Source organism: Nostoc sp. DSM 114159 (assembly GCF_053470285.1).
This window is the reverse complement of sequence record NZ_JBPFEH010000001.1, coordinates 8,056,984-8,082,264: the sequence shown is the minus strand read 5'-3', so window position 1 is coordinate 8,082,264 and position 25,281 is coordinate 8,056,984. Positions and strand designations below refer to the sequence as shown.

Sequence of the window (25,281 nt, the reverse complement as noted above, 5' to 3'; positions counted from 1 at the left end):
TTTTAAAGAAGAGGCTTCAATGATGATTTTTTGAAATATTCTCCATAAATGGAGAAGCTTGAAACCTTTTTTAGATTTTAGATTTTGAGTTTAATCCTTGCATCATTGCATCTAAAATTGTCTCGGTCATAAGTAGTCAAAGTTACCAGTTCTTATTCGTTCTTCAAGTTCAGCCCCGATCGCTGAATTTCGCTTTTAAGTTCGTCTAGAGATTGCTTGAGATTCCGAATTTCTTCAGATGTCTGTTCTTGAACTCCCCGTATTTGTTCTTCGGTAGTCATTACAATCCCAGCTTCTTGTTCCTGGAGCATTTCTTGTAAAAAGATGCTGAGAATTCCTCTAATCGGTTGCCACAACTGATGCCACCGTTTTTTGTCTTCTTCTAGCAGTTGAATGTAGGTATCGAAGCTGTGAGGGAAAGGAACACCTCCCATAAATTCTGCCGCTCCCCCAAAATTCAGAGAGACACCGTGATTTCCCAGTCCGATTACGTGGTGAACTTCTCCCACATGTTCGTAATTGCCTAAGTAAAGTTCCCCCAATCTCAAGCCATTGCCAGCAACCATACTTAAAGGGAAAGGAAGGCTAAAAGGTACTAGAGTAAACAGATCCAGTTGATTTTCGACGCGGTAACTAAATCCTTCTCCTAATTGTTCGTTGTAGTAATTGGCAAAATGCCGATTGCCAACTTTCACAGATCCAAAGGTGTATACTTTGACTCGTAAAGCTGACTCTCCCAAAGAACTAAAACGGCGTTTTAAGAACAGAGCGCCGAGTTGAGCTAAACCACCGCCTAAACTATGACCGCCTACGCAAACCTCAAGGCGGCTGGCGTTTTTAGGTATCTTAGATATAGAATTCAAGCTAGCGCCAGCCCTGCGACTATTCGATAACTCACTCATTTCTCTAGAGATATCTTCAAAGTTCAACAGTTCATCGCGGGCAAAACTCCAGGCTCGATTCAGGTTGCCGATCGCATCATAAGAGAAAACTTCCGAAATTAGTTTTTTTAATCGCCGCTCAAAGGCCAGTCCGAATCGGATTCCTCCAGCCGCAGCGATGGCATGGGCAATAGCAATTTGTTTGCCAGAATTCAAGGTTTGAAATATCTCAAAATCTTGAGCATTAATTTGACCTAAGAGAACCTGAAAAAAGGCAGCAAGTTCATCTTTGACGGCTTCAAATCCTTCAAAAAATCCCCGTGCAACTTTGACTCGCGTATCTGGTAAAGAACCATAGTTAATTAATGACCAATTGAGATCGGTCAAAATATCCGTTAATTCAATTTGACCGCGATCGGTAACAATAGAGCCTCGAAAAATCACCGCAAATTGATTACTTCCTTCCCGTTTAAAAATGAAACCTCGGATATTAGTTTCATTATTATGCAAGCTATGAACTAATTTCCAGCCCTCATTCTTATACAGAGAGTTATAAATATCTTGGACTTCGGCATCTTCAACAGAGCCTCCCCCAACTTGAAATATTTCATAACTTCGTTTGGAGAACTTAGCCATTAAAATCGCTTCATCAAAGCTAAAACCACTGCGAAGCTTTAAAGGTATACTCATAAGAAGTAGGTCGGTGTGAATATTGATTATTGGAATTGGGCAGAAGGTAAAAGGGTTTAAGCCTATTTTATTTTTTTTACATAGTTTGGTTTTTTGAAGCCGTTCTAGTTATTTGCTTGATTTTTTATCCTCTGAATATAGATAGAGACTTGATTAGGATAATATCAGTTAGTACTGTTTTATAACTATCAGTAATAAAATTGGATATTTTTGTTATTATTTCTTTTTATAAATTTACTGATAGTATTATCAAGCTAATATAATCCTGCCAGGAAAGAACAAATCTACAATAGACCTCTTGCACTCTTGTGGGAAAAGGGGAAAGGTTAAAGGGGAAAGGTTTTTTTATTCCTTTTTCCTTTCCCCCAAACCCAATTCCCTACTTCTGCAAGAAGTCTAATACCTCCACCTTTTGAACCTGGACGCGATCGAGACAAGCTTTTAGCTTTTCGGCAAGTACTTCTACATGGGGCGGGAGAACTAAATTCAGATGGTTTCCCGGAATTTGATGAATCTCAACTCCGCCGATCGCTAGATCGCCCCAGCCAAGGGTTGCGTCTTGGGGATTTTTTCCAGTTTGTTTGCTTGTCCGAAAGAGAGTAACTTTACCTGGATAAGGCTGCGGCTTGTATTTGAGGAGGGCTGAGTTATTAGCTTGCATGACTTGGAATAGCCGTCGCGCAGCTGGTTGGAAAAGCTTACTCAGCCTAGACTGGTGGGCGACAACCTTAGCTATACTTCCTGGCTCAACCAAAAAATGCAATGGCTTCGAGGTCTTAGTTCCAATCTGTTGGGTGAGTTGTCGTTCTTCGACAGCAGTCAGAAAATGGTCTACTGTCTCATCCAGATAAGGGCCAAGATTGCGAAGCACGGAATTCACCAGAAATTTAGCCATCTGGAAGAAATTCTGAGTGCGATTGTCGCAAAAGGCGGGAGTATCAATCAGTGCCAGTAAGACAATGGTCTGTCCTGCTTGCTGTAACTGTTGGGCCATTTCAAATGCCACCAGCGCCCCAAAAGACCAACCTCCTAAACAATAGGGGCCTTCTGGCTGCACCTGTTGGATACCGTGGATATACTCAGCAGCAATGTCTTCTATACAATCTTTTGATTTGCCTTCGCCAGTAATCCCGGCAGATTGTAGCCCATAGAAAGGTTGTTCTTGACCCAATAACTCTGCCAGATCGGAATAAACAGAAGCGACACCCATCACCGGATGAATGCAGAAAAAGGGTAGCTTTTCGCCTTGCTGCTGAGAATTTACTCCAGTCAATTGTCTGAGAATTTGAGCAGCGAGATTTGCAATGGTCACACCTTCGAGAAACTTGACCACAGGAACATTGACTTCTAGATCGACTTCGATTTGATGTTTAATCTCGATCGCAGTCAAGGAATCGAGGCCTAGCTGATGCAAGGGTTGTTGGGGATGGAGTTTTGCCAAGTCAACTTTCAGTCCCCTGGCTAGTTTTGCTTGAATGTAAGACTCTAAGTGCTGCTGTCTTTGGGTGGGAGCGATCGCTAATAGTTCTGCTGCTGTGAGTTTATATTCGCTATCTCCACCATCCCATTCGGGCAAGATGTCAGCAGCAATGATATCTAAACTACCTGTTTGAAATCCATTGCGGCAAGCAGTACGGGAAATCTTACCACTTGAAGTTTTGGGAATGCTAGCAGTCTTGAGCAGCAACACTGCATAAACTGATAACTCATGAACCTGTGATACTGCTTGGCGAATTGCCGCGATCGCTTCCTCGGCATTCAGCTTTCTTAAGTAGGTGCGCTCGATTTCTTGAGCAACGACGATTCTTTCTTCTCCTTCTACCTCAATGGCAAACACTGCTCCACAGCCTTGTCGGAGAGCCGAATAACTTTCCTGCACCGTCAGTTCAATGTCTTGAGGATAGTAATTGCGACCTCGAATCACAATTAAATCCTTGAGTCGCCCGGTAACAAATAATTCACCATTATGTAGAAATCCCAGGTCGCCCGTTCGCAGAAACGAACCCCCGCCTGTATCGTCTAAACAGGCATAGAATGTTTCTTGCGTTTCTTGGGGTTTCTGCCAGTACCCTTGAGCAATACTCGCTCCTGTAACCCAAATTTCTCCAACTGCACCATCTGGACATCTCTGGAAAGATTGTGGATTGACGATCGCAATTGTTTGACCTAACCCCGTCCTACCTTGCCCAACAATCTTGATACTATGCTGCTGTTGCTCTGCACACAGCACAACTTGGTTTTGTTTGAGAGCAGCACTTTCTACATTACACACCGTTGGGTAGCACTCTTTTATTCCCCCGGAAATCAACAATGTGCCTTCAGCCATCCCATAGCAAGGATAAAAAGCTTCAGGGCGAAACCCGTAAGGCTCAAACTTGGCAACAAATCGCTCTAGGGTCTGGGCACGAACTGGTTCGGCACCATTGAAAGCAACTTTCCAACTGCTCAGGTCAAGATCCACTAATTGTTCTGGCTGAATTTTCTGCACGCACAAATCATAGGCAAAATTCGGCCCGCCGCTAATCGTCGCTTGATAGCGGGAAATCGCTTCTAACCAACGGTATGGCTTTTGCAAAAACGCAACAGGCGACATCAAAATTATTGAAGAACCGACGTAAAGGGGTTGGAGGATGCCCCCGATTAAGCCCATATCATGATAAGGGGGCAGCCAGGATACGCCTAATTCGTTGGCAGTGGTTTGGAAAAATTGATGAATCAGTTCTAAATTGTGCAGTAAGTTGCCATGACTGACCATAACCCCCTTGGGTGTCCCGGTTGAGCCAGAGGTGTATTGCAGAAATGCGATCGCGTTTGCATCGATTACGGGTTCGCGCCATAACTCTGCTTGCTGATTATTGATGGTGTCGGTAGTTAAAATCTGTTTTGTAGCCAGGTCTGGATGGTGGTTAAATTGAGTAGCGATCGTGGTCAGTAAGGAGGTTGTAGTCAGGGCAACCTTAGCCTGGGCATCTGCTATAATTGCCATCAGTCTGGAGATGGACTGATTTTGTCGAGGCGGATAAGCAGGAACGGCGATCGTACCAGCATATAAGCAGCCAAAGAAGGCGGTAATGAAATCAAGACCAGGCGGGTAGAGAAGCAGGACACGCTCATGCTTGGCACTGACAGTTTGCAATTGCGCCGCGATCGCTCGTGCCGATAGATCCAGTTCTCGATATGTGAGACTAATTACTTCCTGTTCTCCATCCAGCACAAAACTATAAGCGAGGCGATCGGGCTGTTGTTCGGCGCGACAACGCGTCAGTTCTACTAAATTTTTGACTGACAAACTGGATGTTAACAATTCATTGAATACCATATTCAGCCCTCTTCAAAACCCGATCTGCTTTTGCTTGTACTCGTCTCAATACCGAACTGAGGCTAAAGTGTTAACTCCTCTATTTCCTCAACAAAATTAGCAATCTGAATAGTTGGGATCAAATTTTTCAAAATTAATTGTTCGTGGCAAGCTTGAGCTAATTCCGCAATGCTAGGACTAGCAATAAACTGTTCGATTGGCAGTTCAATCTTTAAATTGGTGACAATGCGATTTCTCAAACTCACAGCCATCAGAGAATCGATGCCCATACTATTAAGTGGCTTTTGGACATCAACTTGAACAGCTTCACACTCTAAGGCTTGGACAATTTGTGCTTGAATGTAAGTGCTTAATAAATCGGTGCGTTGGCTATTTACCGCTACTGACCATTGCTCTACAATATCAATCTGTTCGGCAATCTGAGAGCCAACCGCACTAGAGGCTTCAACAGTATTAGATCCTAATCTATCTTGCCGTGAGGCTTCTGATTCCTGCCAGTAACGCTGTCGTTGCCACGGATAGGACGGCAAACGCACAAAAGAACCACCATGAGGATAAAGAGCATTCCAATCAATGGAATCTTCTAGGGTATAGCGCTCTGCTAAGGAATTCAACATTTGAGCGCATTCAGTACCAGGATTTTCCTCTACTCTACTGTTTTTATGTTGTTCTACATAGCCGGAAAACATCGAGGGGCGGTTTTCTTGTGCGAGAAAAGCCATTAAATGCTCGGCAAGTTGTTTTTTGGAATCAACCACCATTGCCAAACGGTGGGAGTGATGGCTACGGCGCAAACTAGCTGTGTAGCAAATGTCTGCCAAGGAAATTCCGGCGTTAGAATGCTCGGTTAAAAACTCAATATAAGCTTTAGCAAAGGCTTTGAGAGCCTCTGGGCTACGAGCTGACATTAAAAAAATTTGTGGTTGGTTAGCGATCGCAGTATCAATTGGCAAGGATCTTGGCTGACCAATCTCTACACCTTGCAGAATCACATGAACATTCGTGCCTCCCAGACCAAACCCATTCACACTGACGATTGGTGGTTGATTATCCTTATTCGTTAGTGGTTCTAAGGATTGTGCCACGCGCAACCGTAGTTCTTGCCAAGGAATTTTGGGATTGGGGGTTTGAAAATGCAGATTGGGTGGAATCTGACGATGGCTAACTGCTAGCGCTGCTTTAATCAGTCCGCCAATGCCAGCAGCCGCTTCCATGTGTCCAATATTTGTTTTCACAGATCCGATAGCGCATTCATTGCCCAAAGCGCGATCGCTGCCGATCGCAGCCCCGATCGCTTTGGCTTCAATCTCATCCCCCATCGGCGAACTGGAGCCTTGAGTTTCTACATACTGCACCTGCTGAGGGAGAATTCCTGCCCGCTGATAGGCTTTTTGCATCACTGCCTGCTGCGCCAAAACTTCGGGGGCTGTAAAACTGCTGCCGCGACCGTTTTGATTGACAGCACTGCTGCGGATCGTTGCATAAATAGGATCGCCGTCAGCTAGAGCATGGGACAGTGGCTTGAGGACAACAACCCCCACCCCTTCAGCCCGCACAAAACCATCTGCTGCGGCATCAAAACTCTTGCAACGACCATCCGCAGACAGTAAAAATGCCTTACTCATGGCGATGCTGACTTCTGGTTTGAAGATGACATTGACCCCACCTGCTAGGGCAAGGCTACATTCCCCATTCCAGAGACTAGAGCAGGCAAGGTGAACAGCGACTAATGACGAGGCACAGCCAGCGTCAATCGGCAGACTGGGGCCTGTGAAGTCAAAGCAGTAGGAAATGCGATTAGGTACCAAGTTGAGGTTTGAGCTAACTATAGTGTGGGCATTAATTGCATCGCGATCGCGCTCCCCCAATTGAATGTAATTGTAATCCCGGTTAAGTACCCCAATAAAAACCCCGGTATCGCTGCCAGCTAGATGTGCCGGCACAAGTCCTGCATCCTCTAGCGCCTCCCACGTTGTTTCTAACAAGAGTCGTTGTTGGGGGTCAATCCGAGCCGCTTCCGCACCAGAAATCCCAAAGAATTTGGCATCAAACTGGTCTATTTGGTCGAGAAACCCACCCCAGCGGCTATACATCTTACCTGGTTCTACCGGATCGGGATGATAAAATTTGTTAACGTTCCAGCGATCGCCAGGTATTTCGGTAATTGCATCCCTGCCATTTTGCAACAGGTTCCAGAAGCTACCTGGGCTTTGGACACCTCCAGGAAAGCGACAACCAATACCAACGATCGCGATCGGTTCTTGATTCATATCCTACTCACTCGCCGATGAATTTCAGGCAAAAGCTGAACGCCAGATTCAAAATCAATCGCTCTAGCACCCAAGTAAAACACGTACATTGTCGTCAGCCAGTTGGTAAATTCCTGCTTAGAACCTAAGTGCCGCTCCATATTCAGCATAATCCAGCCCATCTGCGACCAAGTTTGGTAACAGGTTGAGCAATCGGGATGTTCGCTGGTGCAGCATGTCCTGGTTGATTTGCCATCAGGATTGTAAGCGCGAAAGTGAAGATTATAGGGTTTACCATTTTGGAATCGGACTGCATTCTCTGGGCGATTTTCACTAATGCAAGGACAGACATCATAGCCCCAGGTTTCATCGTACATTTGCCCTGTAGTAAATACTTGATTCATGTACGAGGTCATCAAGATGCGATCGGGATAGCGGGCAATCATCCGGTCGATTTCATGACGCACATCTGCAAACCCTTGTTGATTATCATAAACACCTCCTAACCCTGCCTTATCCCCGTAAAAGTTAAACATTACGTAATTACCGTTTTGGACACATTTTTCAACAACCCGTTCAATTTCATGGGCGTTACCAGCGGTCGTTGTGTAGTACCAAAAGGCTCGACGATCGTCTTTGTAATTTTTGAGAGCCTTGCTGAAAACATCTAACTTACCTCCTCCCCGCAGCTTTTTATCGGTTTCGCTATCTCCCCAAAGCGAAACACTAATAGCTGTATTTTCAAATCCCTCATAAGGAATTTTGATCGCCCCGTTTGTGACAACAATCATCCAAAAATTTTGCGCCAGCTTTCGCAATCGATCCAGCATTAAGGTAGGCTCACCCCCAACTGCCGTAATGTAGTTAGTGCCTCTAGCTTTTTCTCGTGCAATTAAAGCCTCAAATTCAGCATCGTCTTTGGGTGCTGCATTTTGATCCAGGTCATCGGTAAAAAAACAACAACCCTCACACCGCAAATTACATAGATGAGTTAAGTCTACAGAGATTCCTTTAATAGCGCCCGCTTTTCTAATCTGTGCGAACAGGTGATACAGAAAGGGGTCTTCTAAATACTCCATTAAAGGATCTTGTACCTCGGTTTCTATTACTTGAGTAGCCATAGCAATTTATTTCCTTTGCATCAAACTGACTAATATATAGGATTCCTATTTGATTTTTGAACAAGACTCAGTACGTATCTATCCCTTTTTTCTGTACCCTATACCCTGTTAAGAGTTCCCTCTCCACGCAAGAAAATTCTCCGAATCAAACGGGATTCCTATAGAAAGAAATTGATCCTGGGTGATTAACAATTTACTCGTCGATGAATTTCTGGCAAAAGTTGCACGCCGGATTCAAAGTCAACCATGCGGCACATCAGGTAAAACAGGTATGTCGTAGTCAGCCAGTTAGTAAATTCTTGTTTGGAGGCGAGATGTCGTTCTAGATTAATCATGATCCAACCAACCTGCGCCCAAGTTTGGTAACAGGTTGAGCAATCTTGATTATCACCTGTGCAACAACGCCGAGTTGATTTCAGATCGGGATTGTAAGCGCGATAATGGGGGTTATAACGTTTACCATTTTTAATCCGGTTTCGATTAATTTCATGATCTACAGTGAGACTGGTGCAAACTTCATAACCCCAAGTTTCATCGTAAAGTTGCTGTGTGGTAAACACGCTGCTCATGTACGAAGTCATTAAAATTTTGTCAGGGTAGCGGGCGATCGCTTTATCAATTTCACGTCGCACATCTGCAAACCCCTGGTTATGATCGTAAACTCCTCCTAAGTCCATGCGATCGCTGTAAAAGTTAAACAAGACACGATTACCGTTGGCTACGCACTGCTCGACAACGCTAGCGATTTCATGGGCGTTACCCGGTGTGGTAGTGTAATGCCAAATAGCACGCGGATCGTCTTTGTAATTTTTTAAAGCTTTGCTGAAAACATCAAGTTTACCACCCCCTCGGAGTGTCTTGTCAGTTTCACGATCGCCCCAAAGAGAGATCGCGATCGGCATTGTTTCAAATCCCTCATAGGGGATTTTGATCAGGGCGTTGGTAACAACCATTAACCGAAAATTCTGGTAAAGCTTCTGCAATCGCTCTAGCATCAGGCTGGGTTCTCCCCCAACCACTGTAATAAAATTTGTTCCTCTGCCCTTTTCGCGAGCAATAAATGTATCAAATTCGGCTTCATCTTTGGGTGCTTTGAATTGATCCAATTCATCTAAAAAGAAATAGCATCCCTGACACCGAAGATTGCACGCATGAGTTAAATCAACTGATATCCCTCTAATTTGTTCAGCTTTTCTGATTTGTTTAAAAAGGTGATTTAAAAACGGATCTTCCAAGTATTCCATTAATGAATCTTGGACATCAGACTCGACAACTTGAGTAACCATTTTCACCTGCTTTTGGAAAAAGAACGGGGACTGCAATACCGTTTGGTTAACGTGAGTTCGACAGACCTTTCCCGGACAGCCTCTCTCGCCTTTTAAAAGAGGGAGGAGTAACGAGTCAGGAGGGTTTTTGCTCCCCTCTCCTGGTAGGAGAGGTCAAAATAGCACTCGTCGAACTCACTGGTTAAGGTTTTTTGATGAAAGTTATAGATTACAAAGACGCGATTTATCGCCGTCTATACGAAGGATCGATCGTTGTTGTACAGACAGCGATTTATCGCTTCTTGTACCTTAGAACAATATTGACTGGGGAATTTTTATGGCGTAACTTTAACTTCTTGAGAAGCTTCATCTTTAAACTTGGCGAACAATTCCACCAAATCATCGATTGTCTTAAAGCTAGAAACTTCTGTTCTGGGAATTTTTATTTTGAGTTCTCGCATACAAGCAGAAACAATTTCTACGCCGTCAAGACTACTGGCTCCATATTCTCCGATGGTTTTATGTGGATCTATTTCAACATTTTCCAGTCCATCTATGTTGAGCTTAATATGTTTAATTACGACATTTAATACTTGCTCTCGATCCATGATGTCTTGTCTCCTATATTGAAAATCAAAAAACAAAATCTAGGCTAAATAAGCCGCTTCGATGTGTGCTAATGTCCCTGGAACGCCAAAACAGATTTTGTGCATTAGGTGTTCGCGGGACAATGCTGCTTGGAGAGCTTGACGCCGGGGTAATGACAAGGTGTCTTTTACCATCTCCAAAACATGTCTGGGTTTTTCGGCAATTCTTCTTGCCATATCCAAGGCTAAAGTCATAACTTCCTCAGTTGGAACTATGTAGTTAAATAAACCTCGTCCCTTGAGTTCTTTGCCTTTGTAGAGCTTGGCGGTAAGGAGCATCTCGCTAGCAAAGTGATGTCCAACCATTGCAGGTAAGACAGATAAGATACCCATTCCGGGGGTAAATCCCAAATCTGTAAAATTAACTCCGTACCGACTGTTTTCGGATGCGATCGCCATATCGCAGTAGAGCGCTAACGCTATGCCACCTCCCACAGCATGACCTTGCAAAGCTGCAATAATTGGTACGGGAAAGCTGAGTAGTTGGTTGGGAAGTGATAAATCTTTGACATCTGCATTGCCACTCACAACTTGTTTGATGGTGTCCAAGCTGGCTCCGGCACAGAAGACATCCGATCGCCCACTCAAAATCAAGACTTTCAGGCTCGGTTCTGTCGCGAGATGAGTCAGGGTTGTCATCAATTCATCACATAGTTCTTCGCTCAAACGATTTTCGTTTTCAGGGTCATCGATTTGCAGTTGGAAGATACCGTCTTCTAGATTGGCCAGCAAAACTTTAGACATGGGTTTTTCCCCTGTACTTTTGAAACCAAGGTGGCGAGAATCCCTCGGTGAAACTTTGAATTCCTTCTAAGACCTCCGGTTGTGCTAACCATGAAACAAGTTGATTCAGGGCAATATTGGTTTGTCGCTGTAAATCTGACCCATAGAGTTGTTCAAAATATTGTTTACTGGCAGCGATCGCTTCTGGAGAAGAACGAAATAGCCGTTGTAATTGTCGGTTCAAGGTGGTAGCCATGCCTTCAGTCGCCACTTCATCGACTAACCCAAATGCCTTGGCTTCTAGGCTGTCAATACCCCTACTGCTGAGGGTTAAATAATTGAGCTGTGCTATGGTCAGACGACGCAGTAAGAAGGGTGCAATCAGAGCTGGAATCATGCCAATGATGACTTCTGGCAACATAAATATTACGTTCTCGTTGGCAATAACGAGATCGCAAGCCGCAACTAAACCCAGTCCTCCACCTGTAACATTACCTTCAACACAGGCGATTACAGGCAAGTGGGAATGACAAATCAGTTGCAGACAATTTATAAAGGCTTGAAACAGTTCTATTTGAGGTCTTCCTCCCTGCTGTAATATCCATTCCAAATCAAGTCCTTTGCAGAAGTCAGTTTCCTCAGCCCGAAGCACGATCGCCCGACAAGATGAATCAGCGATCGCAGCTTGTAATGCTTGAGTGAGTTGATTAATTAGGGATGGATTGAGCGCATTACCTGTTTGGGGTTGCACCAAGGCAATCTGGGCAACTCCTGAATCGATTTTATAGCGAACGGCCTCTACAACTAACTCCATTTATATTGCCTATAGTAATTTTCAACATTGCTTAACACAAGTAAACCTCGGCCTCGATAGCGTTTTTCATAGCGTTCATCTAAATAGTTTTCTAAGTTAAAGTCTCGGCGATCGCTATATTTTTCACGCGTCAATTCACTAGCTTCATAATCTGCAACGGATAAACGAAGTCGCTGATTAAGATGTTCGTCAATATTGAGCGATCGGACAATTTCAGTTGCAGCCTTTCCAATGGTGGCGCTGTAGAATTCTGCTTGGCAGCCACCACCATAGGCAAACAGGGAAATGCGATCGCCCGGATTAAGATCCTTAGCAGAATTTAAAAGACTTAACAAACAAATAAAATTAGAACCCCCATACGAACTACCAATTTGTTGAGCAAAATGTATACTCTCTGCAACTTTTGATTGAAAACTTAACTTAGCAGCCGCTTTCCCTACCGCCTCAAATCGGTTGAGTATGGTGCGATGTGCCTGAAACGTCATTGCTGGAAAGGGTGCATGATAAATATGTTTTTTGAAATCAGCATCATAGTCTACAGAACCCACAATTTGCTCGTAGTGACTGAATGCTCCTTCCAAAGCATCTAAATAAGAGTAAAGACTCGTTTCACTTTTGATCACTTCGGTGTTGAAAGTGGGGCGTAGATAGTCAGAAATCTCCTTTGTCCAGTAACCCGCCTTATCCAGTTCAATTTCGAGAATTTGAGGATTAGTACTAACGAGCATCGCCACTGCACCACCTCCACAGATAAACTCCTGGTCAGTATTGAGCGTCACACTGCTGAAGTCCGTGTTAATTACCAATGCCTTTTTCCCAGGTCTCGCCCCTGAAGCTACCCAGGAAGCGGCCATTTTGAATGCCGCAGTGCCACCGTAACAAGCGTGCTTCACCTCAAAGTTACGGCAATTTGGAGACAAGTTACAAAACCGATGTACCCAGGTGGACAGGGATTTGCCACAATCAACCGCAGATTCGGTACCCACAATTAGTAGTTCAATATCTTGGAGGTCTTGAGGTGATAAGAGTTGTTTGGCTGCATTCACCGCCAGAGTAATCGCATCTTCATAGACCGGATAAACCGATCGCGTTTTGCACATTAAACTATCGGCAATGTGCTGGAAGTTTTTACCACGCGCTTCGGCAAGATCGGCAATATCTAGATAGAACTGCCCTGAGTACAGATTGAGTTTCTCGATTCCTATAGGCATAGAATGTTGGCTAATTGCTGACTGGGAACAGTGGGGTATTTTTTATTTGGGAGTCAATCAATTTTGGATTTGGGATTTGGGATTTTGGATTGAGGAATTTTTAATCTAAAATCGGCAATCTAAAATCTAAAATTGAAGCGGGGCGGGGCATGAACCAAAAAATCTAAAATCTAAAATTTAAAATCTAAAATCTAAAATTCGTTGTCAATCCAACAGCGTTGGCGCTGGAAAGGATAAGTGGGCAGAGCAACTCGTTGTCTGGGAGAATCTCGATGAAATTCTGACCAATTAATGTTTATACCCTTCTCGTATAAAGTAGCTAAGGTGTCGAGCAGCGATCGCCAGTCGTTGTGCCCTTGTCTTAAAGAAGACAACCAAGTAGCAGTGTTTTTAGGTAGACAGCGTTTACCCATACTTGCCAAAGTATCTGTTGGTCCAATTTCCAAGAAAATATTATACCCTGTCTCTGCTAAAGTCTGGATACCTCGATCGAAACGCACAGGCGATCGCAGTTGGGAGCGCCAGTAGTTAGCATCTAGTACCCCTGCCTCGAATTCTCCCGAAAGATGAGAGATAAACGGTAGACAAGGTGGATGAAACTGCATTTGCCTCAAAGTTTGCTCAAAGGCATTTTGGATGGGGTCTACTAAGGGTGAGTGAAACGCGTGGGCAACATTCAACTCGCGAGTCATAATGAAATCCGATTCCAGACGGGCGATCGCTGCTGAAACCGCTTGTCTATCGCCCGCAATCACCGTTTGGGTAGGGCCGTTAAAGGCAGCAATGGCAACAGCATCCTGGTAAGATGCGATCGCCTCCTCTACAATCTCCTTCGCTGCAAACACCGCCACCATTTGCCCTTCTCTAGCTTGCGTTGCCATCAATCGTCCCGGTTCCGCGCTCAAGTACAGCCCTTCCTCCAAGCTAAATACACCTGTCACACAAGCAGCTACATACTCTCCGACGCTGTGACCCATCACCGCATCGGGTTCAATGCCCCATGACTGCCACAATTTCACTAAGGCATACTCTACAGCAAATAAAGCAGGTTGGGCATAGGCAGTTTCATCTAGAAGATAAGGCGCTAAGTTTCTTTCCCTTTCCCCTTTCCCCTTTTCCCTTTCCCCTAATGGATACAGTACTTCCAGCAGTGCCCGATTTAAATAAGAGCGTAAGATGCGATCGCAATCGTCTAAGGCAGCACGGAAAATAGGCTGGCTGTTGTAAAGTTCCCATCCCATACCAACGTATTGCGAACCCTGTCCAGCGAACAAAAATACAATCTTCGGCCGATTCTCCAGCTGGAGCCGTCCTGTTGTCTGTTTGCTAGTGGCGAATATCCTCAGTTCGGAGATTAAATCAGGTAAATCGCCTGATGAAATGATGGCATGACGATGATTAAAATGCGATCGACCGATATTAGTTGTGAAACAGATATCGGGAATCGATTGAGCACTATGGTTTTCTAAACTATCTGCATAGCAACTTGCTAGTTCCCGTAACGCTGTCTCAGTTTTTGCCGAAAGCGTCAACAGCGATTTGATATGTGAAGCTACTCCCTGCTCCCCTGCCCCCCTGCCCCTCTGCCCCCCTGCCCCTCTGCCCTCCTCTGCTGCTTCCAGTACTACATGAGCATTGGTGCCGCCAAAGCCAAAAGAGTTAACGCCAGCAAACCGAGGCTTGATATCTATCGGACGATCGATTGTAGGAATCAAGAATGGTGTTGACTTGATGTCAATATGGGGATTAATGGTTTTGAAATGGGGATGAGGGGGAATTTCTCCGTGTTGCAAACAGAGGACAGTTTTGATGAATGCGGCAATCCCACCAGCAGCTTCTAGATTGCCAATATTAGTTTTTACAGAACCGAGTCCGCAGGGTTGGTCAAGGGTTCGCCCCTGTCCTAGTACCCCCAAGATTGCTTGTAGCTCGATGGCATCCCCCATTGGAGTACCGGTACCATGTGCCTCAACATAATCAATTTCATCGGGTGCTACTCTGGCATTTGCCAATGCTTGCCGAATCACTGCTTGTTGAGCCAACCCATTTGGTGCAGTTAAGCCAACACTGCGGCCGTTGTGATTCACCGCAGTTCCCCGCAGTAAGGTTAAAATGCGATCGCCATCTTTGACCGCATCTGAAAGACGCTTCAGGATAACTACCCCACATCCTTCTCCTCGGACGTAGCCATCGGCTGTAGCATCAAAGCTTTTGCAACGTCCATCAGATGACATCATGCCAGCCTGGGAAAAGGTGACATTCACCTCCGGTAACAACATAATATTCACGCCGCCCACCAATGCCAGATTTGACTCTTGATGCCGCAGACTTTGGCAAGCGGTATGAATGGCAACCAGAGATGAGGAACAAGCAGTGTCAATTGTCACACTAGGGCCTCGCGCATCCAAAAAGTAAGACAGGCGATTTGCCGCCATACTATTGGCAATCCCGGTACCGGCTCTCGTGGGAATTGCGGTCATGGCTTTGTAATAATCACAAGTGGCAATTCCCACAAAGACACCAGTCTGAGAACCAGCCAGTTGTAAGGGGTCGTATCCAGCGTTTTCTAATGCCTCCCAACTTACTTCTAATAGCAAGCGTTGTTGGGGGTCAATGGTAGCTGCTTCGCTCGCGGAAATTCCGAAAAAGGCAGGATCGAATCGATCGATATTTGCTAAAAAGCCACCCCAACGAGTGTTAGTTTTGTCATAACTACTTAAATCGGGATCGTAGTAAGCATCTACATCCCAGCGATCGCTAGGGACTTCGGCGATCGCATCACCACCATTTTTGCATAACAGCCATAACTGCTCTGGAGAGTTAACTCCTCCAGGAAAGCGGCAACCAATACCGATGATTGCAATCGGTTCAGTTGCAGCATGTTCGAGGGTATTGAGCTTTGCTTGTAGAGCTGATAGCTCCAGCAATGCGTTCTGCATCAATTGTCCATAATCTCTGGTTTCGGAAGGACGACTCATAGCAGTTTTCCCTCTCTGATTGATGCTAGTTTTGCAGCCAGCAAATCTGCAATTTCGTCAAGCGATTGCTCCGGCGATGACAATCTCGCTCTGTTTTCTAATGATGATTCTTCCAGTAAAACTTGTTGCTGGACACTCTCTGAGTTAGAATTAGCCTCCTGGGCTGATGCTTGTGGATCTAACGACAACACTTGCGTTTCCAGATAATTCGCCAACGCTGCTACCGTCGGATAATCAAATAGTGTAGTTGGGGAAAGGGAACAGCCTAAACTATTTTGCAATTGATCTTTCAACTCCGTAGCAGTTAATGAATCCATCCCTAATTCAAAGAATCCTTGCTGCAAACCGATGGACTGGGGTTGCTTTAAGCCTAAAACTTTGGCTACCAATGAGCGGATATGAGTAATTAATTCCTCCTGTCGCACTCGTGGAGGCTTGGTTACTAGCGATTGGAGAAATGTTGATTGTGCTGTGTTGATGGTGGCAGCAATGGGCGATGGAAGATGATTAGACTTCTTGCATAAGTCGGGAAAAGGGGCGGGGGGAAAGGGTAAAGGTTTTGTATTGTCCCCTTCCCCTTTAACATGCACCCTTTTCCCAATTGCAAAAGTGTTTTTTGCAAGAGGTCTATTGTGGTTAACTGGGTTATTGCTGCTTATGCTCTGAGCCAGGATGACAACTTGTTGGAATGAATCGCCGATCGCTTCGCAATCAGGTGCCAGATGCACAGCTTCTTGAAACCCACAATCAGACAACAATTCCAGCCAGTCAGTCACCGCTAACAAAGGGTAGAATGGTCGCAATTCGTAGTCTGAGAATTTCCACCACCCTGGCGTTAATCCAAAAACCAAATCTAACCAGCGTCGGGGACTTGTTCCTTCAAGCAACACTAATAATCCTCCTGGTGCTAACAGGCTGCGAACGTGACGTAAGGTTTGCTGTAAATCCTCAGTTGCGTGCAGGACATTTGCTGCCACAATGATGTCGTATTGATGGTTAGTAAATCCCTGAGATTGGGGGTCTTGTTCGATGTCTAAGGACTGATAGCGGATAAATGGGTAATCCCGAAATTTCTCTTGAGCCTTGGCAGTAAACCACGTTCCTAAGTCTGTGAACACATATTCAGTTCGCTCTGTTGGGAGATGGGGTAGAAGGTAAGCAGTTGTTCCGCCGGTTCCGGCTCCAATTTCCAAAATGCTGACTGTAGCGGTGGAAATTGCGGTTGAGATTGCCTTTTGGACTAGTGCGTTCATTACCTTTGCGCCGGGAGAATCCTGGTAAAGCTGGGTTAATGCTGTCAAATCGCCTTGGGGAAATAGCAACTCCAATGGACGAGTTTCACCTTGGAGTACTTGAGCCAGGTGCGAACCGCAACGCTCTAGCAGCGTCAGTTCTGCATTTGCTTGGGGATATTGCGATCGCAAATTATCCAGTTGCGCTTGTGGTGTCGGTAACTCTAGTATTCGAGTTACTTCCCACTGATTGCCAATTCGCTGAAGAATTCCTTCTTCAACCAGCATTTCCAACAGGCGCAAAGCGAGTTTCTGATGTTGCTCAATGACTCCTAGTTTGGTAAGTTGGGGGATGGAATAGCGATCGCCTAGCTGCAAATTCCATCCCATCTGCCGGAATGCCGCCACCACATAAAGGATACTTAGGGATTCTAAAGTACTTAGGGCTTCCCCATAGTTTTTTAGATTAAGTTGGGCTGTCAATTCAGCCAACTGGGGCACAAGCAAACGCTTGATTTCTGCTGGCGAACAGAGCGATTCTTTAGCAGTCACGTCATTAGATGCAGTTTCCATCCAGAAACGCGATCGCTCAAAGGGATAATTGGGCAACACTACCCGACGATTTTGAGAGCCATGATGGAAGCCTACCCAATCAACTGATATTCCAGACTCGTACAAAGTTGCCAAACTACACAACATCTGCTGAGAATTCGCTTCCTTTTTGAGGCTGGGAAGCCACACATACTCGTTACTCGGTAAGCACTGGCGACCCATTCCCAATAAAATCGGTTGCGGCCCTACTTCCAAATACGCTAAGGTTCCTAGTTCTGCGAGAGTTACCATTCCATCAGCAAACCGGACTGGCTGCATCACATGTTGCACCCAATATTCAGGCGTGGCGATCTCTGATGCAGCCAGTTGACCAGTGAGATTAGAAATAAAGCGAATATCGGGATTTGGCAGATAGTAGTTTACTTGCTGGACAATTTGCTCAAACTCCGCCAGCATGGGTTGCATCAACGGCGAATGAAAAGCATGGGAAACCTCAAGTGCTTTTGTCTTCACTCCCTTTGCTTCTAACCTAGCCACAGCCGATGTCATAGATTCAGATCCACCTGAGACGATCAGATGTGCGCCGTTCATTGCGGCGATCGCCAAATCTGAATACTCATCAATGATGCTCGATACTTCTTGCAACTGGGCAAATACCGCTACCATTGCTCCCACAGACGGTAACGCTTGCATCAGTTTCCCGCGTGCGGCAATTAACTTTAGTCCATCTTCCAGACTGAACACTCCTGCAACAGTTGCGGCAACATACTCGCCGATACTGTGTCCCATCACCACACTCGGTTTGATTCCCCAGGATTGCCATAGCTGGGACAATGCATATTCCAGAGCAAATAAAGCAGGTTGGGTATAAGCGGTTTCGTTAATAGAGGCTTGAGTTGAGTTGTCTAACTCACTACTTGGATATAGAACCTCTAACAAAGGTTGATTTAAGTATGGCTGCAAGATTTCAGCGCAGCGTTCTATAGCTTGCCGGAAAACAAGTTGCGTGTTGTAAAGTTCCCGCCCCATACCGATATATTGCGAACCTTGGCCAGTGAACAGGAAAGCAACTCCCTGACAACGATCGCCTGTTCTAGAAGGTGGTGAATTATAAATGAACGCTGCGAGTTCCTCGCAAAATTCCTCAGAGGATTCTGCAACCAGAGCTAGTCGATGGTGAAAATGCGATCGCCCCACATTGCTCGTATAACAAATATCCCTCAAAGATACTTCTGAATGAAACTCCAAAAACGCCACATACCGCCGAGCTAATTCCCGTAACGCCGTCTCACTTTTTGCCGAAAGCGTCAACAGCGATTTGACATGCTCCCCTACTTCCCCGGTTACTGAGCGTTGGTCATTGAGCGTAGCCGAAATGAGTCGAAGTATGCTCCCCTGCTCCTCGGTCACTGAGCGTAGTCGTTCGTGCAGCGTCTCGTAGAGAAGGGCTGCTCCTCTGCTCCCTGCCCCCTGCCCCCTGCCCCCTGCCCCCCTGCCCCCTGTTGGTGCTTCCTCCAGAACAACATGGGCATTCGTACCGCCGAAGCCAAAGGAACTTACCCCTGCAAAACGTTGCTCCCCAAAACCAGACCACTTCTGATTTTCGCTAGGAATTGAAAAAGGCGTGTCTTGGATGGTAATCTTCGGATTTAGCTGCTGGAGATGAAGCGTACCGGGAATCTCTTGATGTTGCAAAGCCAGTACAACTTTAATTAAGCCTGCAATTCCGGCTGCTGATTCTAAATGACCGATATTAGTCTTCACCGAACCGATCGCACAAGGTTGGTTTGGAGAACGACCTGACATCAGCACTGATTGCAAGGAATTAACTTCAATCGGGTCGCCCAAAGCTGTACCCGTCCCGTGAGCTTCCACATAGCTAATCGCTGCGGGTGCGACTCCAGCATTCACAAGTGCTTGATGGATGACGGCTTGTTGGGCAATTCCTCTAGGAGCAGTCAGTCCATTGCTGCGACCATCCTGATTGACTGCCGAGCCGCGAATCAGCGCCAGGATATTATCCCCATCTTCGATCGCATCAGTCAAACGTTTCAGCACTACAATCCCACAACCTTCTCCCCGGACATAACCATCTGCATCCGCATCAAAGGTTTTACAGCGACCATCCCCCGACATGAATCTTGCTTGGGAGAGGGCGATTGTCATTTGGGGGGTGAGAATTAAATTAACACCACCTGCCAAAGCCAAGTCACATTCCCCTAACCGCAAACTCTGGCAAGCCTGGTGAACTGCAACCAAAGATGAAGAACAGGCAGTATCGACAGCCCAACTGGGCCCGTGCCAATCGAACTGATAGGATAAGCGGTTAGCAGCAATGCTCAGAGCGTTACCTGTGCTGGCATAGACATCAATATCAGACAAGCGATCGAACTGGAATCGAGCATAGTCGTTGGTGCTGATGCCGATAAATACACCACTGTTGCTACCTGTCAAGCGATCGCTTGCTAATCCAGCATTTTCTAAAGCCTGCCAACTCACTTCTAGTAACAGCCTTTGCTGCGGGTCCATCCGCTCGGCTTCACGAGGAGAAATGCCAAAAAACTGGGGATCGAATTGGTCAACTTGCTCGATAAATCCACCCCAACGAGTACTCATTTTCCCTGGTTGGGCGGGGATGGGGTTGTAGAAAAGATGAGAATCCCAACGATTGGCGGGAATTTGGTCAATGGCACTTTTACCATTTCGTAGTAATTGCCAAAAGGCTTCCGGGTTATTAGCCCCAGGAAAGCGGCAGTCAAGACCAATAATCGCGATCGCCTCGACAGATTTGAGGTTTTGTCTGGGTTGTGGAGATTCTCGCCGTTGGGATATTTCTGTGAGATAAGCTGATAGAGTGGCGATCGTTGGGTAATCGTAAGCCAAAGTAGGCAACAACTGACAACCTAACCAATCTTCTAAATCTGCCGACAGGCTGACTGCAGCAATAGAATCTAACCCGTAGTAAGCAAACGATTCACGCGGATCTATAGATTGGGGTGCAATGTTTTGTCGTTGAGCAATCTTATTTACCAACCAGTGTTGAATTTCCGCCGCTCCTTTGTCTTTTGACTTGCGGCTTCTCAATTCTCCCCGCTCCCCTACTCCTCGGTCACTGAGCGTAGTCGAAGTGCTGCTCCCACTTCGGCTACGCTCAGTGACCACCTGCTCCCCTGCCTTCCTCCACTGTCCCACCACTTCCAAAGTCCCCGCCAAAAATCCTGCACGGGTGGCATAGCGTTGAATCTTCCCACTAGAAGTTTTGGGGATACTGACTGGCTTCAACAGCAAGACGGCATAAACTTCTAACTCGTGCTGTGTTGTAACTGCTTGTCGGATGCAGCTAATTACCTCACTTGCATCAAGCTTCCGCATTGCAGTTCGCTCGACTTCACAGGCTACTACGAGTTGTTCTTCACCGTCTACCTCGATAGTAAATGCGGCTACTCCCTGCGTTCCCAAAGCCGAATGACTATTTGTAACTGTGAGTTCAATGTCTTGAGGATAATGATTGTGTCCTCGAATAATAATTAAATCCTTGAGTCGTCCGGTGATAAATAGCTCGCCGTCTTGTAAAAAGCCTAAATCTCCTGTACGCAGAAACGGGCCTTCCCCTGTATCTGCTAAATAAGCTGCAAATGTATGTTTTGTTTCTTCATATCGCTGCCAATAGCCTTGGGTGATACTCGCTCCCGCTACCCAAATCTCGCCCACTTCATCTGGTAAACATCGTCTCAATAATTCCGGATGAGCGATCGCAATTTGGGTATCGCCCTGCTGGCTATTGCCACATCCAACTAAAAGCCGCGTCTTGGAATCCTCTGCTGTTGCCAGCATTACCCGATTTTCTGCCAGTGCGGTTGCCTCTACCTTGATAATTATTGGCTGAGTTTGTGCCTCTACGGTAGTCACTTTCAGCGTCGCCTCAGCTAGCCCGTATGCTGGACAAAAAGCTGTTTCTTGAAATCCACAGGAGGCAAATGCTTTGGCAAACCGTTGGAGTGTTTCTGCTTTGACTGGCTCGGCACCATTGGAAGCAACTTGCCAAGAACTGAGATTTAGGCTAGCACGTTGTTCTGCGGTAATTTTCCGAAGGCATAGTTCATAGGCAAAGTTGGGTGCGCTGCTATGGGTTGCCTGATAGCGGGAAATAGCTTGCAACCAGCGAATCGGACGCCCAATAAAGGACACCGGCGCCATGATATAGCTAGGAAAGTTGTAGTACAAAGGTTGGAGTACTCCATAAATTAGCCCCATGTCGTGAAAGAACGGAATCCACGTCACCATCACACTATTAGCTGTGTGATTCCAACCTTGGTCAATGTAGGCTAAATTGTGCAGCAGATTGCTGTGGCTAACCATCACCCCTTTAGGCATTCCCGTAGAACCGGAGGTGTATTGCAGGAATGCTAAAGTATTTCCATTGATATTAGGTGCTTGCCATTCCTGTGCGATTGCCTCAGAAATCCCATCGCTGGCCAACACTTTTAGAGATGCTAGTCCTGGATTGTCTGCAAAGTAGTTCTTAACGATTGGCAATAGTGCTGTTGTTGTCAGGATGGCAGTTGCTTGGGCGTCGGAAACGATCGCACCCAACCTAGCAATCGACTGATTTTGCCGAGGGGGATAGGCAGGAATCGCGATCGTACCAGCATATAAGCAGCCGAAAAAAGCAGTAATAAATTCTAAACCAGGTGGGTAGAGCAGGAGTACGCGATCGCCTGGCTTTGCAAATGTTTGCAAGTAGGTAGCGATCGCTCTTGCCTGTTTATCCAATGCTCTATACGTGAGTCTACTTCCCTCAGATTCACCATCTACCAAAAAGGTATAGCCTAGCGTCTGAGGTTGCTCAATAGCTCTGTAGCGCAATACGTCTACTAGCGTCTGACTAGTATGTTGTTTTTCCATGCACGGCTACTCCTAAAACCTGGAAATTGTTCAGACCGCTAATCTCTAGCACATTGACAAGCAAAGCCAACATCTGCGAGTAAATGAAGGTATTGAAGATTTATCGGACTGATGAAGCCATCAGTTTGATCGATCTTGGTGTTCTCCGAGAAAATCTTGGTTTGGTGTTATCCAAAAAATCTTAGTGTTCTCCGAGAAAATCTTGGTATTGTTTAGAATACCAATATTTCACTCTTCATGCATAAATTTTATAAATTCTCAACTATTTAAGGGATGACTTTTATATCAAAATAACTTAATAGTTATCGCAGGAGACTTGTAGAATTTCTATTTAAATTAGCAGATGCATTCAATTTAGTGAAGCGATTGCCGTCCTGAATCTTACCCCAATAATAAAGCGACAGGTCTATTTTATGATCCAACGATCTTATGAAGAGAATGGCATAGCAGAGAATCAACAGCTAATTGAGGAACTGAAAGCCCTGCAGCGAGAGGTAGCTGAATTAAAAACAGAAAAAGCTGCTTTCCAGGCTCAAAAAAAGCTGCTGGAGCATTCAGTAGCAACAATCATCCGCGCTTCACCCGAAGAAGAGATGTTGAAAGCTACTTTACAAGACACGTTAGATGTTTGTAGTCAGCTTACTGGTGCCCAAAAAGGCAGTCTGTTTTTACTCGATCGCCAGGGTGCTGTCACCGATAGTATCCTCACGCAAAGGGAAACAACAGCACTGAAGGAACGCGATCGCCTGATTGGTTGTGTTTTAGCACAGGGGCTTGCTGGTTGGGTATACAGACAGCGCCAGATCGGGTTGATTGTAGACACTGAAACCGACGATCGTTGGTTGCAGTTGCCCAATCAGCCTTACACTGTACGTTCAGCATTAGCTGTTCCCATTCTCAGGAATGAAGAGGTGTTAGGCATTCTTACCTTGCTACACCAAGAACCTGGGCACTTTAGCCCAGAAATTGCCCATCTGATGCAGCTCACTGCTGACCAAATCGCTATAGTTTTAGAAAATGCCCAGCTATATGGGAAAATTGAAACTTATTCCAAAGCACTCAACTACGAATTAGAAAAAGGGCGGCAAATCCAGAGAGATTTTCTACCCAACGAAATCCCACAGCTACCTAATTTAGAGATTGCCACGTTTTTCTCTCCTGCGCGTCAAGTTGCTGGCGACTTCTACGACGTTTTCATGCTACCTGGCGATTACTTGGGGCTAGTTATTGCTGATGTCGCCGACAAAGGTGTAGGCGCTGCGTTATTTATGGCTTTGTTCCGAAGCTTAATCCGTATTTTTTCGGGACAAATTAGTTTGGGCGGACTCTCTATTATTGCCAATGAGGCGGAATTATCGATTTTGCTGGAGTCAGAGATGGCAACCAATTTATACCAAATTAACCCCCTGAAAGCAGTAGCGCTCACGAATAATTACATCGCCCAGCAGCACGCCCAGATGAGTATGTTTGCTACGCTGTTTTTTGGCGTGCTAGATCCGGCAACTGGCATTCTCACCTACATCAATGGTGGACACGAAACTCTGTTTGTTGTTGGTGAGACTGGTATCAAAGCCAGTCTCAACTCAACCGGGCCAGCAGTAGGGATGATGCCTAATATGAAATTTAAAATTCAACAAGTACAGTTGGAACCAGGCGATATCTTAATTGGCTATACCGATGGGGTAACTGAGGCACGCAGTCCCAGCGGTCAATTTTTTACTGAAAAGCGACTGCGATCGCTCCTAGATCGATCTGCGCTTTTGCCGTCTCCTCTGCTAGAGCGGATTACAACTGATTTGTTCGCTCACATCAGCAACGCACCTCAGTTTGATGACATCACAATGCTGATTGTGCAGAGAAAGGCATCAGACTAAAGTTTCATCCTTTCACTCACCCCCAATCTGTAAAATATGGAACCTTTAACTGTGCCTGGAACACTGGACTCTTTAAAGGCGATCGCAGAATATGTGATGGCAGCAGCAACGGTAGCAGGTTTGAATAAAAAAACCTCCTACAGACTGCGTTTGGCGGTCGATGAAATCGTTACAAACATCATTAATTACGGCTATAAGGCAGCAAATCGCGAAGGCATATTGATTTTAAAAGCCGATTTTGACGATCGCTCCTTGAGCATTACGATTAAAGATACTGGTGTTCCCTTCAATCCTACCCAGAAGTTAACCCCAAATGATTTGAACAAGTCGCTACAGCAACGACAGATTGGCGGTTTGGGAGTTTATCTAGCTCTTAACAGCGTAGATCGGTTTATTTACCAACAAGACGGAAACCAAAATTGTAATATTTTAATTGTAAATCGTGACGACGGATTGGGAATCAGTTAAGTAAGTTTGCAGGAATATTAATTATAAAAAAATAACAATGACTTTAACAAGATACAACAAGAGTTACAAGTTAATTTATTTTTATTTACATAGTTTTGTTTTTCGACACCGTTGCACTCAAAACTGAGTGATTGTTGGACAAAAATCTTCCTAAAACTTGCTAGCAAATATTTACAAAGCTTTAAGTCCAATCCTTCCAGATTATCTTTTCACGTCACTTGTTACAAATGGTCACGAAGTTAGTAACTACAAAAAAATTTCATGTATTCTCAATATTCACAAGGTAGCGACCTGAAACAGCAAATATGTCAAAAACGGACAAAAAAAGCATATATAGCAGTTACCAGATAGG

Annotated in this window: 13 protein-coding genes; 2 read left to right on the top strand and 11 right to left on the bottom strand. The window is 45.4% G+C overall.

What is annotated here, in order from left to right; translation table 11 throughout:
- Positions 1-152 precede the first annotated feature (152 nt).
- The 11 genes from ACR5KR_RS33955 to ACR5KR_RS33905 form a co-directional block, all read right to left on the bottom strand.
- A complete protein-coding gene (locus ACR5KR_RS33955; protein ID WP_448269759.1) occupies positions 153-1,571 on the bottom strand; it encodes a lipase family protein in 1,419 nt (472 codons plus the stop codon).
- 379 nt (positions 1,572-1,950) lie between these two features.
- Complete coding sequence (locus ACR5KR_RS33950; RefSeq protein WP_448269757.1) at positions 1,951-4,890, bottom strand: AMP-binding protein; 2,940 nt, start codon at positions 4,888-4,890, stop codon at positions 1,951-1,953.
- Positions 4,891-4,952: 62 nt separating this feature from the next.
- Positions 4,953-7,160: a beta-ketoacyl synthase N-terminal-like domain-containing protein gene (locus tag ACR5KR_RS33945; protein ID WP_448269755.1), complete on the bottom strand. Its 2,208-nt coding sequence runs from the start codon at positions 7,158-7,160 to the stop codon at positions 4,953-4,955.
- Positions 7,157-8,260 carry a hypothetical protein gene (locus ACR5KR_RS33940; protein WP_445629548.1) on the bottom strand — a complete coding sequence of 368 codons (1,104 nt, stop codon included), beginning with the start codon at positions 8,258-8,260 and terminating at the stop codon, positions 7,157-7,159. Before ACR5KR_RS33940 ends, ACR5KR_RS33945 begins: the two co-directional genes overlap by 4 nt.
- Positions 8,261-8,445: 185 nt before the next feature.
- Positions 8,446-9,546 (bottom strand): 4Fe-4S cluster-binding domain-containing protein, encoded by a 1,101-nt coding sequence (locus tag ACR5KR_RS33935; protein WP_448269753.1) that lies wholly within the window; start codon positions 9,544-9,546, stop codon positions 8,446-8,448.
- 314 nt (positions 9,547-9,860) lie between these two features.
- Positions 9,861-10,133 (bottom strand): phosphopantetheine-binding protein, encoded by a 273-nt coding sequence (locus ACR5KR_RS33930; RefSeq protein WP_322692430.1) that lies wholly within the window; start codon positions 10,131-10,133, stop codon positions 9,861-9,863.
- A 39-nt stretch (positions 10,134-10,172) separates the two neighbouring features.
- Positions 10,173-10,916: a polyketide synthase gene (locus tag ACR5KR_RS33925; protein ID WP_448269751.1), complete on the bottom strand. Its 744-nt coding sequence runs from the start codon at positions 10,914-10,916 to the stop codon at positions 10,173-10,175.
- Positions 10,909-11,709: an enoyl-CoA hydratase/isomerase family protein gene (locus ACR5KR_RS33920; RefSeq protein ID WP_445629545.1), complete on the bottom strand. Its 801-nt coding sequence runs from the start codon at positions 11,707-11,709 to the stop codon at positions 10,909-10,911. Before ACR5KR_RS33920 ends, ACR5KR_RS33925 begins: the two co-directional genes overlap by 8 nt.
- On the bottom strand, positions 11,700-12,920 hold the full coding sequence (locus ACR5KR_RS33915) for a hydroxymethylglutaryl-CoA synthase family protein (protein ID WP_445629544.1): 1,221 nt from the start codon (positions 12,918-12,920) through the stop codon (positions 11,700-11,702). The genes ACR5KR_RS33920 and ACR5KR_RS33915 overlap by 10 nt, the downstream gene beginning before the upstream one ends.
- A 191-nt stretch (positions 12,921-13,111) precedes the next feature.
- Positions 13,112-15,898 carry a type I polyketide synthase gene (locus ACR5KR_RS33910; protein WP_448269749.1) on the bottom strand — a complete coding sequence of 929 codons (2,787 nt, stop codon included), beginning with the start codon at positions 15,896-15,898 and terminating at the stop codon, positions 13,112-13,114.
- Complete coding sequence (locus tag ACR5KR_RS33905) at positions 15,895-22,587, bottom strand: beta-ketoacyl synthase N-terminal-like domain-containing protein (RefSeq protein ID WP_448269747.1); 6,693 nt, start codon at positions 22,585-22,587, stop codon at positions 15,895-15,897. The genes ACR5KR_RS33910 and ACR5KR_RS33905 overlap by 4 nt, the downstream gene beginning before the upstream one ends.
- 413 nt (positions 22,588-23,000) lie before the next feature.
- Between ACR5KR_RS33905 and ACR5KR_RS33900 the strand changes: the two genes are divergently transcribed.
- Both ACR5KR_RS33900 and ACR5KR_RS33895 read left to right on the top strand, forming a co-directional pair.
- Complete coding sequence (locus tag ACR5KR_RS33900) at positions 23,001-24,461, top strand: PP2C family protein-serine/threonine phosphatase (protein ID WP_448269745.1); 1,461 nt, start codon at positions 23,001-23,003, stop codon at positions 24,459-24,461.
- Between the two features lie 36 nt (positions 24,462-24,497).
- On the top strand, positions 24,498-24,929 hold the full coding sequence (locus ACR5KR_RS33895; RefSeq protein ID WP_448269743.1) for an ATP-binding protein: 432 nt from the start codon (positions 24,498-24,500) through the stop codon (positions 24,927-24,929).
- Positions 24,930-25,281: the final 352 nt, after the last annotated feature.